Source organism: Nonomuraea sp. JJY05, from assembly GCF_043496855.1.
Taxonomy (GTDB): domain Bacteria; phylum Actinomycetota; class Actinomycetes; order Streptosporangiales; family Streptosporangiaceae; genus Nonomuraea.
On the sequence record NZ_JBIEIS010000028.1, the window covers coordinates 143,667 to 158,051 of the forward strand.

14 protein-coding genes are annotated in these 14,385 nt (G+C 72.3%); 4 read left to right on the top strand and 10 right to left on the bottom strand.

Features of this window, described 5'->3' with window-relative positions:
* Positions 1-60 precede the first annotated feature (60 nt).
* Both ACFKCF_RS37370 and ACFKCF_RS37375 read left to right on the top strand, forming a co-directional pair.
* The gene (locus ACFKCF_RS37370; protein WP_394500025.1) at positions 61-708 is read left to right on the top strand and encodes an LppX_LprAFG lipoprotein; all 648 of its coding nucleotides are present in this window, start codon (positions 61-63) and stop codon (positions 706-708) included.
* Positions 705-2,318 carry an MFS transporter gene (locus ACFKCF_RS37375; protein WP_394500026.1) on the top strand — a complete coding sequence of 538 codons (1,614 nt, stop codon included), beginning with the start codon at positions 705-707 and terminating at the stop codon, positions 2,316-2,318. Before ACFKCF_RS37370 ends, ACFKCF_RS37375 begins: the two co-directional genes overlap by 4 nt.
* A gap of 31 nt (positions 2,319-2,349) precedes the next feature.
* Here the strand turns inward: ACFKCF_RS37375 and aspS are convergent, their stop codons facing one another.
* The 5 genes from aspS to ACFKCF_RS37400 form a co-directional block, all read right to left on the bottom strand.
* The gene (gene aspS, locus ACFKCF_RS37380) at positions 2,350-3,612 is read right to left on the bottom strand and encodes an aspartate--tRNA(Asn) ligase (protein ID WP_394500027.1); all 1,263 of its coding nucleotides are present in this window, start codon (positions 3,610-3,612) and stop codon (positions 2,350-2,352) included.
* Between the two features lie 343 nt (positions 3,613-3,955).
* Complete coding sequence (gene der / locus ACFKCF_RS37385) at positions 3,956-5,347, bottom strand: ribosome biogenesis GTPase Der (RefSeq protein ID WP_394500028.1); 1,392 nt, start codon at positions 5,345-5,347, stop codon at positions 3,956-3,958.
* A 30-nt stretch (positions 5,348-5,377) separates the two neighbouring features.
* The gene (gene cmk / locus ACFKCF_RS37390) at positions 5,378-6,100 is read right to left on the bottom strand and encodes a (d)CMP kinase (protein ID WP_394500029.1); all 723 of its coding nucleotides are present in this window, start codon (positions 6,098-6,100) and stop codon (positions 5,378-5,380) included.
* Positions 6,101-6,161: 61 nt separating this feature from the next.
* Positions 6,162-7,517, bottom strand: coding sequence for a carotenoid oxygenase family protein (locus ACFKCF_RS37395; RefSeq protein WP_394500030.1), 1,356 nt, complete (start codon positions 7,515-7,517; stop codon positions 6,162-6,164).
* A complete protein-coding gene (locus ACFKCF_RS37400) occupies positions 7,514-8,152 on the bottom strand; it encodes a TetR/AcrR family transcriptional regulator (protein ID WP_394500031.1) in 639 nt (212 codons plus the stop codon). Before ACFKCF_RS37400 ends, ACFKCF_RS37395 begins: the two co-directional genes overlap by 4 nt.
* 107 nt (positions 8,153-8,259) lie before the next feature.
* Here ACFKCF_RS37400 and ACFKCF_RS37405 point away from each other — a divergent pair, with 107 nt between their 5' ends.
* Complete coding sequence (locus tag ACFKCF_RS37405; protein WP_394500032.1) at positions 8,260-9,105, top strand: glycosyltransferase family 2 protein; 846 nt, start codon at positions 8,260-8,262, stop codon at positions 9,103-9,105.
* Positions 9,106-9,145: 40 nt separating this feature from the next.
* A complete protein-coding gene (locus ACFKCF_RS37410) occupies positions 9,146-9,346 on the top strand; it encodes a DUF2795 domain-containing protein (RefSeq protein ID WP_394500033.1) in 201 nt (66 codons plus the stop codon).
* 50 nt (positions 9,347-9,396) lie between these two features.
* Here the strand turns inward: ACFKCF_RS37410 and ACFKCF_RS37415 are convergent, their stop codons facing one another.
* The 5 genes from ACFKCF_RS37415 to ACFKCF_RS37435 all read right to left on the bottom strand — a co-directional run bounded on the left by ACFKCF_RS37415 (position 9,397) and on the right by ACFKCF_RS37435 (position 14,326).
* Positions 9,397-10,545, bottom strand: coding sequence for an NAD(P)/FAD-dependent oxidoreductase (locus ACFKCF_RS37415; protein WP_394500034.1), 1,149 nt, complete (start codon positions 10,543-10,545; stop codon positions 9,397-9,399).
* A gap of 70 nt (positions 10,546-10,615) precedes the next feature.
* Positions 10,616-11,515 carry a hypothetical protein gene (locus ACFKCF_RS37420; RefSeq protein WP_394500035.1) on the bottom strand — a complete coding sequence of 300 codons (900 nt, stop codon included), beginning with the start codon at positions 11,513-11,515 and terminating at the stop codon, positions 10,616-10,618.
* Positions 11,512-12,573: a hypothetical protein gene (locus tag ACFKCF_RS37425; protein WP_394500036.1), complete on the bottom strand. Its 1,062-nt coding sequence runs from the start codon at positions 12,571-12,573 to the stop codon at positions 11,512-11,514. Before ACFKCF_RS37425 ends, ACFKCF_RS37420 begins: the two co-directional genes overlap by 4 nt.
* Positions 12,566-13,186 (bottom strand): RNA polymerase sigma factor, encoded by a 621-nt coding sequence (locus ACFKCF_RS37430; protein ID WP_394500037.1) that lies wholly within the window; start codon positions 13,184-13,186, stop codon positions 12,566-12,568. Before ACFKCF_RS37430 ends, ACFKCF_RS37425 begins: the two co-directional genes overlap by 8 nt.
* Before the next feature lie 51 nt (positions 13,187-13,237).
* The gene (locus tag ACFKCF_RS37435) at positions 13,238-14,326 is read right to left on the bottom strand and encodes a prephenate dehydrogenase (RefSeq protein WP_394500038.1); all 1,089 of its coding nucleotides are present in this window, start codon (positions 14,324-14,326) and stop codon (positions 13,238-13,240) included.
* Between the last annotated feature and the right edge of the window lie 59 nt (positions 14,327-14,385).

Sequence of the window (14,385 nt, forward strand, 5' to 3'; positions counted from 1 at the left end):
ACACCCAACCGATATCCGCGACGCCTCACGGCGTTCCCGGGCGATCGATACGATCCGCACATGCTCAGAAAGCTTCTGATCGTGGCCGTTCTGGCGCTGGTGTCGGCGTGCTCGTCGGGCGGGGGCGACGAGCTGCCCGCCGGACCCGACCTGATGAAGAAGGCCTCCGAGGCCATGAAGAGCGTCAAGTCGACCAGCTTCTCGATCGCGACCGAGGGCAAGCCCAAGGTGCCGGTCAAGAAGGCGGACGGCAGGCTCACTGCCGCCGGTGACGCCGACGGCACGATCACGATCGACATCCTGGGCAGCCTGCAGGAGGTCAGCTTCGCCCTGGTCGGCGACACCGTGCACTTCAAGGGGCCGACGGGCGGCTTCCAGAAGATGACCCGGCAGCAGCTCGCGCAGTTCTACGACCCCTCGGTGATCCTCGAACCGACCAAGGGCATCGCGCAGCTGCTCGCCTCGGCCGCCGATCCCCGGGTGGAGGCGCTGGAGGGCGACGCGTACCGGGTGGCCACCGCGTTCCCCGGGTCGGCCATCGGCCAGATCATCCCCGGCGTCACGCAGGGCGTGAACGGCAAGGTCTGGCTCGACAAGGCCACCAGCCGCCTGACCAAGGCCAGCCTGCCGCTGCAGGACGGCACGGTGACGGTGTCGTTCAGCGACTACGACGCGCCGGTCACGATCACGCCGCCCGCCGCCGGATGAGAGGCGCCCGCCGGGTCGTCCTCGGCGCCGGGGGCGCGGTGGTGCTGCTGGCCGCGCTCGACGCGTACGTGGTGGTCACGGTCCTCATCGACATCGCCGAGGACGTGGGCATCCCGCTGAACCACCTGGAGCGGGCCACGCCGATCGTGACGGGGTTCCTGCTCGGGTACGTCGCCGCGATGCCGCTGCTCGGCCAGCTCTCCGACCGCTACGGGCGGCGGCCGCTGATCCACGCCTGCCTGGCCGCGTTCGCGCTCGGCTCGGTGCTGACGGCGCTGGCCGCCGGCGAGGTGATGGTGGTGGCCGGGCGCACCGTGCAGGGGGTGGCCGGTGGGGCGCTGCTGCCGATCACGATGGCGCTCATCGGCGACCTGTGGGACGAGCGCGAGCGGCCGGTGGCGCTGGGAGCCGTGGGGGCGGCGCAGGAGCTCGGGAGCGCCCTCGGGCCCCTGTACGGCGGGGTGCTGGCGCTGATCCCGAGCACCGTGGTGGCGGGGGTGGAGCTGGGCGGCTGGCACGCCATCTTCTGGATCAACGTCCCGCTCGCCGCCCTGGCAGCCGTCGCGGTCCACTTCACCGTCCCCTCCGGCACGGCGCTCCCCTCAGCGGGCGCGTCCGGCACGGCGGCGCCCACGGCCGGCACCCCTGGCACCGCATCCCCCACGACGCCCGCCGACGGCCGGCAGGCCGGGATCGGTGGCGGGAGACGGCGTGTGGACGTCGTCGGCGGGGCGTTGCTGGCGCTGGCGCTCGCGCTGCTGGTCGTGGGCCTGTACAACCCCGACCCGGCCAAGACCGTGCTCCCCCCGTGGGGCCTGCCCGTGATGGCCGCAGGAGCGCTGGCGGCCGGGATCTTCGTGTGGTGGGAGATCCGCTCCCCCGTACGCCTGCTCGATCTCTCCGCCACCCGCAAGGGCCCCCTGCTCGCCACCCTGGCCGTGAGCTTCCTGGCCGGGGCGGCACTTCTGGTGACCATGGTGTTCGTCCAGTTCACCGCCCAGACCCTGCTAGGCGCGGACGCGCTGGGAGCGTCGCTGGTCCTGGCCAGGTTCCTGGCCGCGCTCACCGTGGGTGCCCTGCTGGGCGGTCTCCTGGCCCGCCGGCTGGGTGACAGCGTCGTCGCGGTGGCGGGCATGGTGCTGGCGGCGGCCGGCTACTGGCTGATGAGCCGCTGGCCGCTCGAACTCAAGAGCGCGGGGCTCCTCGTGGACGTCGACCTGGTGGTCGCCGGCCTGGGACTGGGCCTGGTCATCGCCCCGGTCTCGTCGGCGGTGCTGCGCGTGACCTCGGCGGCCCAGCACGGCGTGGCGTCGGCGGCGGTCGTGGTGGCCAGGATGATGGGCATGCTGATCGGCATCGCGGCGGTGTCGGCGTGGGGCTTCTACCGGTTCCAGTCGCTGACCGCCCATCTGGACACGCCGCTGCCGTTCGGCGTGGACGCGGCGACGTACCAGCGGCGGCTGGCCGAGTACGCCGCGAAGGTGCAGGCGGCGCTGCACACGGAGTACACGGAGATGTTCCTGGTCACGGCGTTCATCTGCCTGCTGGGCGCGGCCGTCGCGCTGCTGATGCCCCGCGCCCGGCGGAGCGGGCCCCCTACGCCCGGGTGAGGGCGGGCGCAGGGGGCGGCGCCGGAAGGGGTTACGGGGAGAGGCGGTGGAGGTCGCGGGGGAAGGCGGTGGTCTGGCGGATGTTGGCGGCCCCGGTCAGCCGTGCCGTCCACCGTTCCAGCCCGAGCGCGAACCCGCCGTGCGGCGGCATCCCGTACTGGAACGCCTGCAGGTACCCCTCGTACGCCTCCACGCCCTCGCCCCGGGCGGCCAGGGCGGCCACGTAGTCCGGGTAGCGGTGCAGCCGCTGCCCGCCGGTGACCAGCTCCAGCCCCCTGAACAGCAGGTCGAACCCGTTGGAGTAGCCGGGCCGCGCGGGGTCCGGGTGGGTGTAGAAGGGCCGCTTGGACATCGGGTAGCCGGTGACGAACAGGAACTCCGACCCGTGCTCCTTCTCCGCCCACTCACCCAGCCACCGTTCCTGCGCGGGTGACAGGTCGGGCTCGGCCGAGCCGGTCAGCTCCTGCGCCTCGGTGAAGTGGATGGCCGGGATCTCGGCGGGCACCTCGGGAAGGATCGCCCCGGCGCGTTCGACGGCGGACGGGGCGCGGCGCCGTACCGACTCCAGCATGCCCGCCACCACCTCCCGAAGCACCGCCATCACGTCCCGGTGGTCCCGGACGAACCCGAGTTCGGCGTCGAGGCTGGTGTACTGGGCCAGATGGCGTACGGTGTCGTGCGGCTCGGCCCGGAAGACGGGACCGACCTCGTAGACCCGCTCGAACACCCCCACCATCGCCTGCTTGTAGAACTGCGGCGACTGGGCCAGGTAGGCGCGCCTGCCGAAGTAGTCGATGCCGAAGACGTTCGCGCCCGACTCGGTGGCCGAGGCGACGATCTTCGGCGTGTGGATCTCGGTGAACCCGAGCCCGTCGAGCGTCTCGCGGAACCCCGCCACGCTCGCGGCCGAGATCTCCAGCGGCGCGCTGAGCAGCGGATGCCGCAGCGCGACCGGCGCGTGGTCGAGGATCGTCGGCAGTCCGGCCGGCACGACGGGCCGGTAGAGGTCGAACGGCGGCGCCGCGCACGGCTCCGCCAGCACCTCGATCTCCGGCTCGACCAGCTCGACGCCTCCCGGCGCCTGCGGGCCGGCCGTCACGGTGCCGGTGACCTCGACGACGCTCTCCTCGCCCGGCAGGTCGCTCGCGGCCACCACCTGGGCGAGGCCGGTACGGTCCCTGACGACGAGGAAGGACACGGATTTCAGCTGCCGGCGGCGATGGACCCAGCCGGCGATCGTCACTCGTTGGCCGGCGTGCTCAGCGAGCTCCGCCGACATGACACGAGAGATCATTACAGCTCCTCACGAGGAATTGCATGACCCCTTGGGAGTGCGGGAGAGAAGGGAGCTCTCGGTGCCACCGCACTTTCGCCGCCTCAGCGGAGGCGGCCTCGACGACCCGATGACGGGGGTCAGGCCGGCGGGGCATTTCCTCCCCGCACTCGGGAGTGTCTTCACCAGCGGAGCACGGGACCGCCTTCGCAGCTATCGGCGGCTCTCTCGACCCCTGCGGGACCTCTGGCTACTCGTCTCCGTCAACGCGTTGCCGTAGATCTTACGGCCGCGGGGGGGGGGGGGGGGGGGGGGGGAAGGGGGGGGGGGAACGGCAAAGCCATTCCCCCGGGCGCGGCGCCCGCTACTTGTCCTTCTTGGCCCGCTTCTCCCGGATCTTCATCGTGACCTCGATCGGCGAGCCGGCGAACCCGAACTCCTCCCGGATGCGCCGCTCGATGAAGCGCCGGTAGGTGTCCTCCAGCCATCCCGACGTGAACAGCACGAACTTCGGCGGCTCGACGGAGGCCTGCGTGGCGAAGAGGATCTTGGGCTGCTTCCCGCCCCGCACCGGCGGCGGCGTCTGCTGCACCAGCTCCGTCAGGAACGCGTTGAGGCGGGCGGTGGGCACCCGGGTGGACCAGGAGTCGAGCGCCTTCTCCAGGGCGGGCACCAGCCGGTCGATGTGCCGGCCCGTCAGGGCGGAGATGTTGACCCGCAGCGCCCACGGGGTGCGGACGAGCTGCCGGTCGATCTCCTTCTCCAGGTAGTAGCGGCGGTCCTCGTCGACGAGGTCCCACTTGTTGAAGGCCACCACCATCGCCCGGCCCGACTCGATGACCAGGCCGATGATGCGCAGGTCCTGCTCGGTGAGGATCTGGCTGGCGTCGATGAGCACGACGGCCACCTCGGTGCGCTCCAGCGCGGCGCGGGTGCGCATGGCCGCGTAGAAGTCGGCGCCCTGCAGCTCGCGGTCGCGCCGCCGGATGCCGGCCGTGTCGACGAAGCGCCAGGTGCGCCCGCCCAGCTCGATCAGCTCGTCGACCGGGTCGCGGGTGGTGCCGGCCATGGGGTCGACCAGCACCCGCTCCTCGCCCGCGAGCTTGTTGAGCAGCGAGGACTTGCCGACGTTGGGCTTGCCGAGCAGCGCCACGCGGGCCGGGCCGCGCTCGGTCTCGAAGCCCAGCGCGGGCGTCTCGGGCAGCGCGTCGAGCACCACGTCGAGCAGGTCGCCGCTGGAGCGCCCGTGCAGGGCGGAGACCGGGTACGGCTCGCCGAGGCCGAGCGACCACAGCGCGGCGGCCTCCAGCTCCAGCTGCTGGTTGTCGACCTTGTTGGCGGCCAGGACGACCGGCTTGCCGGACTGGCGCAGCACCGAGCCCACGATCTCGTCGGCGTCGGTCGCGCCCACGGTGGCGTCGACGACGAACACGATCACGTCGGCCAGCTCGACGGCGACCTGGGCCTGCTCGGCGATGCGCAGGTTCATCCCGGTGGCGTCGGGGTCCCAGCCGCCGGTGTCGACCACCGTGAAGCGGCGGCCACGCCAGTTGGCGTCGTACGTGACCCGGTCGCGCGTGACTCCGGGCACGTCCTCCACGACCGCCTCGCGGCGGCCGATGATGCGGTTGACCAGCGTGGACTTGCCGACATTAGGCCGCCCCACGATGGCGACGACCGGCAACGGCGTGGTGTCGCCGTGCTCGGTGATCTCAAGGTCGTCGAGGCCGGCCTCGACCCAATCCCCCGTTGGCACGAAATTTCATCCTTTGTGAGTACCGCACCCTCAGGTGCGCTCGTGTAGACGGTCGCGGCCGCTTCGGAACTCGTTGGCTCCGCTCTCTCCTTCCGAGCTCCTCCGCTCCGCGACCAATCTCAACACCTCGGCGATGACCTCTTCCAAGGTCAGCGGAGTGGTGTCGAGCTCGACGGCGCCATCCGCCATCGAGAGGGGGTCCGTCTTGCGTGTCGAGTCGAGGGTGTCACGCTTGGCCATGGCCTGCTGCTGCGCCTCCACCGTCGAGCCGGCGAGCTCGGCGTTGCGCCGGGCGGCACGGGCCTCCGGGCTGGCCGTCAGGTAGACCTTGACGGCGGCGTCGGGCCAGACGGCCGTGCCGATGTCGCGGCCTTCGACCACGATGTCCCCGGCCCCGATCAGCTCCCGCTGGAGCGCGACCAGGCGGGCCCGGACCTCGGGGACGGCGGCCACGGCCGAGACGGCGTCGGTGACCACGGACTCCCTGATCGGTCCCGCCACGTCGACGCCGTCGACGTGGATGGTGGGGCCGTCAGGGTCGGTGCCGGACACGATGCGCGGCTCGCCGCAGCAAGCCGCCACGGCGGCGGGGTCGGTCAGGTCGACGGACTGCCGGAGCATCCACCAGGTCATCGCCCGGTACATCGCCCCGGTGTCGAGGTAGCGCAGGCCCAGCGCCCGGGCGACCCCGCGCGACGCGCTCGACTTACCCGACCCCGAAGGACCGTCCATGGCGACGACCAGACCGGTCACGGCCTCTCCCTCTTCACGAGCTTCTCAAGAACCCCAACCTGAAGAGGCTACCGTGTCCGGCTCAGTCGGCGATCCAGCTTCCGTGGAAGCCGAGCGGGACGCGGGCGGGCAGGTGGACGGTGGCGACCGGCTCGCCGGCGAAGTCCTGCGCGGACAGGATCACCAGGTCGGCCGCTCCCCTGGCCTCGTTGTTGACCAGGGCGAGCACGTACCCGTCGTCCTCGGCCTCGCCGCGGGCCACGAACGCGGGCTCGCCGACGTACGCGCCCCGCCCGAACCGCCGCTGTTCCTGCGTCCCCCGCACCAGGTCGTGCTTGATGAGCGTGTTGTCGAAGGCCTGGTCGGGCAGGTCCTCCAGCTCGCTGTCGGCCCGGTAGAGCACGTCGTGAAGGTCGCGGGCGGCCGAGGTGTAGCCGTAGCGGTACGGCCGGCCGGTGCGGCGCTCGTCCACGCGCGGGAACTCCTGCGGCCGGTCGTCCAGCCGCGTCTGCCGGACCTTGCCGGCGATCGGGTCGATCGTCCACCGGTCGAGCGTCGGCAGGCCGCCCAGGTCGAGCCGGGCGTCCACGAACCGCTTGGGGTAGCGGACCACGTCCACGACCACCTCGTCGCCGTCCTCGTAGGCGTTGAGCGTGTGGAACACCCAGCACGGGTCCACCTCCACCCACCGCACGTCGCCGCTCTCGCGTGACATGAGCCCGAGCCGGGCGCCGTGGGCGTCGTCCCACGCGTACGGCAGCGGGACGCCCTTCTCCGCGTGGGCCTGGCTGAACGTCACCGGCAGGTCGTAGATCACCACGTACCGCTCGGTGAGCGCGAAGTCGTGCAGCATCGGGGCGTCGGCGATCGGGATGTCCCTGATCCGCGTCACCGAGCCCTTGGGGTCGATCACGATGTGCTGGTGGTGGTCCCAGCCGAAGAAGTAGGCCAGCGCGTGCAACTCGCCGCTGACCGGGTCGAGGTGGGTGTGCGCGGCGAACCCGCCGGGCAGGCCGCCGTCGAAGTCGCACGTGCCGACGGTGCCGAGCTCGTAGTCCAGCTCGTACGGCAGGGGCCCCGCCTCGACAGTCGCGAACGTGCGCCCGGCCAGCCCGATGACGTGCGTGTTGGCGGCGAAGTCCCAGTTCCTGTGCAGCGGCCCCGGCCGGGGCGGCTCGCCGAGCCGTTCGGCGACGCGGGCGCTGCGTACCCAGCGGTTGCGGTACCACTCGGCGCGGCCGTCGCGCAGCCGCACGCCGTGCACCATGCCCTCACCGAGGAACAGGTGGCCGGCCGTGGGGTCGTCGAGGCTGAGCGGGTTGGGGCCGTTGCGCAGGTAGCGGCCGTTCAGCTCGGCCGGGATGCGGCCGGTGACCTCCAGGTCGAAGGCCGTGATCTCACCGGTCACGGGCGCGAACCCGCCGGTGAAGGGCGTCATGTCACGTTCCTCTCGTCGTGGGGCCGGGCGCCTGAAGCCAGGAAAGGCGCGAGGACCGAGTCGCAGAGCAGCCGGTAGCGCTGTGCCACCTCGTCCGGCTCGAAATAGCCGGATATTTCCAGACTTACGGCGCCGTGTATGGCCATCCACAACACATCGGCGATCTCCCGGGCCACTCCCCCGCCCAGCACCCCCGCCTCCAGGCACTCCTCCACGCACCGCAGCAGCAGGTCGAACGTCCGCCTGGCGGCCTGCACCGCCTCCGGGTCCGGCCTGAACCCCGGCATCGCCCCCTGGAACATGACCCGGTAGTAGTCGGGCTCGGCCAGCGCGTAGGCGCGGTAGGCATCCAGGCCCTTGCGCAGCTTGACCAGAGGGGCGTCCGGCCCCATCAACTCGATCAGCCACCGCTCGAAGCGGGCGAACCCCTCCAGCCACACCGCCTGGCTGAGCCCGTCCTTGCCGCCGAACAGCGTGTAGATCACCTTGGTCGAGCAGCCGACCTCGCCGGAGATCCGCCGCACGGTCAGCGCCGCCGGCCCCTCGGTGGCGAGCAGGTGCGTGGCGACGTCGAGGATCGCGGCCCGGACGACGCTCTGCCCCTCCTGCTGGGCCTGCTGGTACGCGGTGCTCACGGTAACGCCGTTTCCTCTCGGGAACGCTGTTACCGCCTTTCCTACCCCTTTCCGGGGAGCGCGTCAATCGGAGGAGTAAGAGAGCGTGGCGCGGTAAGTGGCACTCTGTGAACGATCCGCGCGTCACCGTGGTGGTGGCCAGCAAGGACAGGCTGCGGGTGCTGGCCCGTACGCTGCCCCTGCACCCGCGCCCGGTGATCCTCGTCGACAACGGCTCGACCGACGGGACGGCGGGGTTCGTACGGCGCCACTTCCCGGACGTTCACGTGGTGGAGGCGGGCAGGAACCTCGGGGCGCCGGGCCGCAACCTCGGCGTCCGCCTGGCCGAGACCCCGTACGTGGCCTTCGCCGACGACGACTCCTGGTGGGCGCCGGGGGCGCTGGAGCGGGCCGCGGACGTGCTGGACGCGCATCCGCGCCTGGCCGTCCTGGGGGCGCGCGTGCTGGTGGGGCCGGAGGAGCGCCTGGACGCGGTGTCGGAGGCGATGCGCGACTCACCGCTCGGCGTGGAGCCGGACCTGCCGGGGCCGAGCGTGCTGGGCTTCCTGGCGCTCGGGGTGGTGGTGCGCAAGGAGGCGTTCCTGGAGGCGGGCGGGTTCGACGACGTGATCTTCTTCTTCGGCGAGGAGGAGCGGCTGGCCGTGGACCTGGCCGCGAAGGGGTGGGGGCTGGCGTACGTGGACGAGGTCGTGGCCCACCACCACCCGCCTCGCCCCAAGGACCCGCACGGCAGGCAGGTGCTGGCCGCGCGCAACGCCGTGCTGACCGCGGTGCTGCGCCGCCCGTGGCGGGTGGTGGCGCGGCGGTCGCTCGACGCGCTCCGCGCCGGTCCGGCGGGCTGGGAGGGGCTGCGGACGGCTGTGCCGCGGCTGCCGCGGGCACTGGCCGAGCGGCGGGAACTGCCGGCGGAGGTGGAACGGGCGCGGCAGCGGCTGGAAAGACCCGATTGCTGACCGAATGTTACATATCGTGACAGAAGGGCAGCACAGAGTTATGACAACGATACCGAACCCGATCGACCTGCTCAAGAACCTGAGCGGCGTGGAATTTCCGGCCAACAAGCAAGACCTGATCAGGGCTGCCCGCGAGCGCAAGGCGAGCAAGGACATCATCAAAGCCCTGGAGACCCTGCCCGACCACGAGATGTTCGACGACCCGAGTGACGTGACCGAGGCCCTGACGACCAGGCGCTGATCACGGAAGGTGCGACGGGCGGGGTCCTGCGGCCCCGCCCGTCGTGCTGTTCACCCGAGCCCCGCGCTCAGCGCGAACACCCACACGGGCACCAGGCCCCGCTTCAGCAACGTGAACGTGGGGATCGGACTGCTGCTCACGGTCTCCTTGTACGTGATCGCCGCCCGGCCCTTCAGATACCACCTGCGCGGGCTGTCGTCCGGCCGGGTGAACTGGATGACCGCGTCCTTCCGCCCCAGGGAGACGGGCTGATGCACGTACCCGAACCGGAACGCCTTCGGCGTCCTGCCCCGCAGGGTCGCCGCGAGCGAGTCGGCGGCGTGCAGGCCGGTGGGAATGCCGCCCTGGCAGGTGCCGTGCAGCACGCCGTACGGCTGGCTGACCGCGGCGGCGTCGCCGACGGCGTACACGTCGGGGTGGGACACCGAGCGCAGCGCGGCGTCCACCACGATCCGGCCGTGGGCGTCGACGGTCAGCCCCGACTCGGCGGCCAGCGGCAGGCCCCTGGTGCCGGCGGTCCACAGTGTCGCGTCGGAGTGGACGAGCTCGCCCCCGGCCAGCTCGACGCCCTCCGGCAGCACCTTGGTGATGTCCGCGCCGGTGCGCACCTCGACGCCCAGCCGCTCCAGCGCGGCGTCCAGGTGGGCGCGGGCCCGCTCGCCCATCATGGAGCCGGGCCGCCCCCTGGTCAGCAGGACCACGTGCAGGTGCGGGCGGGCCTCGGCGATCTCCGCGGCCGACTCGACTCCGGTCAGCCCGCCGCCGGCCACGACGACCGTGCCCGAGGTGAGGGCGCCGAGGCGTTCGGCGAGCCGTACGGTGCCCGCGTAGTCGTCGTAGACGAAGGCGTGCTCGGCGACGCCGGGCACCGAGGCGTCGGTGACGGTGCCGAGCGCGTAGATCAGCTTGTCGTAGCCGAGCACGCGCCCGTCCTGCAGGCGGGCCTGCCGGCGCTCGACGTCCAGCCCGGCCACCCGGCCCTGGACGAACTCGATGCCGGTGCCCGCGACCACGTCCTCCAGCTGGAGGTCGGCCAGCCGCTGCCCGGCCGCCGTCTGGTGCAGCCTGAGCCGCTCGGTGAACCTCGGCGAGGCGTTCACCAGCTTCACCCGGCCGCCCGTGCGGCGGGTCCTGACGGCGGTCCTGATGGCCGCGACGACGCCGGTGTAGCCGGCTCCGAGTACCAGGATGTCGGTCATCTTCCTTACCTCCTCGATCGCCCTGAAGACGGATCGAGGAGGCTCGGGTGTGACATCGGGCCGGCGCTGATCAGCCGGCGGCGGGCACCGCGGGCTTGTCGTCGGTCCAGCCCACCTTGTACGTCTCGACCCCGCTCTTGCCGCCCAGCCGCTTGCCGCCGTCCTGGAGGTCGACGTAGCGGGCCAGCAGCGTCATCGTCCGGGTGTCCACGATGAACTGCTCCTTGAGCACCGAGCTCTTCTGCTCCAGGACCGGCAGGGCGACCTTCTGACCGGACCGGTTCAGCGGGTCCTTCGCCTGGCCGAGGTCACTGACGCCCTTGGTGGTCCGCAACGCCTGGTAGGCGGCGGACCTGACCTTGAACGGCACGGGGTTCTCGTACAGCAGCCGGGTCATGTACTCGGCCACGTACCGGTCGAGGTTGACCAGCCAGTCCTCCTTCTTGGCACTCGGGTCGGTGAGCTTGGCCTCCTCCGCGGCCTCGTCGATCCAGGCGCGCACGTCCGCGACGACGCGCGCCCTGAGGGCTCCGGGCTCGGCCGGCAGGGCCTGGAGCTGGGCGTACGTCACCCATTTCTCCCCCATCCGGAACTTCCCGGCAGGCCGCCCCTTCACCGGGCTCACCCGCCCCTTGCCCGGCTCGGTGGACAGCGAGACCTTCATGCCTTCCGTCCGGTACGTCCACGAGGTCGGCGAGCCGTCGGCCCGCCAGGCCGCCTCGTCCTTGGCGGTCTTGGGCCGGGCGCCCAGCTCGCGGTAGGCGGACCACGCCTTGCCCCCGGGCGTCTGCCACTCGACGTGGGCCGACCGCTCGGTCAGCGTGTATCCGCTGCCCACGGGGCGCGGGTGGTCCGCGGTCCGCACCACCTCGACCCGCCAGTAGTCGCCCTCGGCCGGGGCCGCCTGCGCGGGCGCGGCGACGACGCCGGCGGTGATGAGGACGGCCGCTGCGGCCACGGGATATCTCACTTCGTCTCCTCCAATGGGTTGTCATTCGTCCAGCGGCTGTCCTGGACCGCGGTGTACTCCAGGAGCAGCCCGTCCTTCACCGACCGGGTCTCGATGGACAGCGGCATCCCGCTGACCGGGTCGATCACCAGCCGGGTGCGGGTCTCTCCCGCGTACGGTGTCTTGGGGTATTCGGCGGAGCGGTACTCGACCGCCTGCCCCGCGCGACCCAGCACGTCGGTCACCGGGCCGACGGCGGCGACCCCGGGCAGCGAGGCCAGCAGCCGGTAGGCGGCGGCCCTGGTACGGCTGGTCACCGGTGCGAAGAAGAGCAGGCGAGCGGTGTTGTCGACGGTCGCCTGATCGTCGGCCTCGCCGAGGAGCACGCGCAGGCCCTCGGGGGTGTCGGGCACCTCGTTCATCTTGGTCAGCGGCTTGCCCGCGAGCATGATGCGGAAGTCCCAGTCCTCGGTGGAGAAGGTCTCCGGCTTGCCCGGGGCCGCCCGTACGATGCCGTTCGGGACGTTCTCGGTGGGAAATCCGGGAGCCTTCCCCTCGTACGTCCACGACTCCGGCGCCCCGGCGGCGCGCCAGGCCGCCTCGTCCTGGGGCGTGGCGGGCTTGGCGCCCAGATACTTCCAGCGGTACCAGGTGCGGCCCTCCGGGTCAGCGGGGATCCACGTCTCCTGCGACTCGCTCTGCCGCAGGACGTAACCCTGGCCGGGCTCGCGGAGCTCCATGCCGTTGACCAGCGTGCTCCCCCACCAGGCGCCGGTGTCCGGCACGGAGGCCACCGAAGCCGCGGCGGCCAGCAGGAACCGCTTGCCGTCCGGCGCGGCGAGCACGCCGTGCCCGGCCGGTGGCACGGTGGGGGCGGTGGCGGGGACGACGACCAGGGCCGCCGCGGCCGCCGCGCCCGCCAGGCCGAGCCCCAGCCCGGCCCACCTGGCGGCCCCGCGGCCCTTCCGCCCCCGCTCCCGCGCGATCGCGGCGGCCAGCTTGTCGCGTCCGGCCCGTTCCACGCCGGGCGTCAGCGGCGGCGCGGGCAGCAGCTCCCGCACCGCCCGGTAGTCATCCATCGGTGCCTCCGTTCAGGGGGTTGACGCTGCCCAGGGCGGCACGAAGCTTCTTGCGCACGCGGGACAGGCGGGAGCCGACGGTGCCGTAGGGGATGTCGAGGGCCTGGGCCACCTCTTCATGGCTCAGCTCGCCCAGCGCGCTCAGGAGCAGCACGTCCCTGTCGCCGTCGGACAGTGCCCGCAGCTCCGCCGCGAGCCGTCCTTGCGCGCTCACGGCGTCCACGCGGGTCACCACGCGCTCCTCGTGGCCGTCCTCCGGGGCGCGGTGCACACCGGCGCTGCGCTGCAGCGCCGCAAGCCGCCGGGTCTCGGCCCGGCGGTGCAGGGCGATCAGGTTGGTGGCGAACCCGTAGAGCCAGGCGCGGACCTCGCCGCGCCCGGAATCGAACGTCTCGCGCTTCTTGAAGGCCGCGAGGAACACCTCGGCGGTCAGGTCGTCGGCGGCCTGCCGGTCCAGACGCCTGCCCAGGTAGGCGTGGATCTCCGCCACGTACCGGTCGTAGATCTCACCGAAGCGCTCGGGTTTTCGGCGCGACAGCTCCAGCAGGGCCGCGTCGCTCAGTGCCTGCGCCGGGTCCGATGGCCCGGCGCGAGCCGTCACATTGGCAGTCACACCCTTTACTCAACCGATGGGGCGTTCTGCTTTCACGGCAAGGCCCAGGTCTCAGGGAACCTCCCAGCCGCGCTCGCGCAGGCCCTCGGCCAGCGTGGACACGGCGTCGGGCTGGACCGACAGCTCGGCGATGCCCAGGGGCAGCCCGGGGGCGTGCTCCAGGCGCACGTCCTCGACGTTGACCCCGACCTCGTCGCACACCCGGAAGAGGCGGGCCAGCTGGCCGGGACGGTCGCCGATGACGACCTGGACGACGGCGTAGGAGGAGGCCGGGCCGCCGTGCTTGCCGGGGATGCGGTCGTGGCCGACGACGCCGCGCTTGAGCAGCTGGGTGATGTCGTTGGTGGCGGTGCCGTCGCCCTCGGCCAGGGCGCGCAGGGCGCTGGCGGCGTCGGCGAGGTCGGCGGCGACGGCTTCGAGCACCTCGGCGACCGGGGAGGCGTTGCCGGACAGGATGCCGAGCCACAGGCTCGGGTCGCTGCCCGCGATCCGGGTGACGTCGCGTACGCCCTGACCGGCCAGGCCGAGCGCGACGTCGGTGGCGTCGGCCAGACGGGCCGCCACGGCGGAGGCGGCGACGTGGGGCGCGTGGGAGACGACGGCGACCGCGCGGTCGTGCTCGGACGCGCTCACCTCGACCGCGTTGGCCCCGCACAGCTCGATCAGCCGCAGCACGGTCGCCTTGGCCTCGGCGTCGGCCTCCTCGGTGGGGCACAGCGCCCACGGCCGGCCCAGGAACAGGTCGGCCCTGGCCGCCCCCGGGCCGGACTTCTCGCGGCCCGCGAGCGGGTGGGAGGCGACGTAGGAGGTCAGGTCGCAGCCGAGCTGCGTGGCCCGGTGCAGGGGCTCGGCCTTCACGCTGGCGACGTCGGTGTAGAACCTGGCGGCGTTCATCCGCTGCAGCTCCAGCAGCTCGCTCGCCACGTGGGCCGGGGGGACGGCGATGATGGCCAGGTCCACCTCGCCGGCCAGCTGCTCGCCCGGGTTCCAGTCTTCGCCCGCGCCCAGCTCCCGGGCCAGCCGTACGGCGGCTTGATCGCGGTCGGCGAGCAGCACGCGCACGCCGCGCTTGCGCAGCGCCAGGGCCGCGGAAGTGCCGATGAGACCGGTGCCGACGACGAGCGCGGTGCGAAGTTCCATCTCGGTGTCCTGATTTATCGGGCCATAGTGGGCGTGAATATGCCCTGACGTAATCGCCG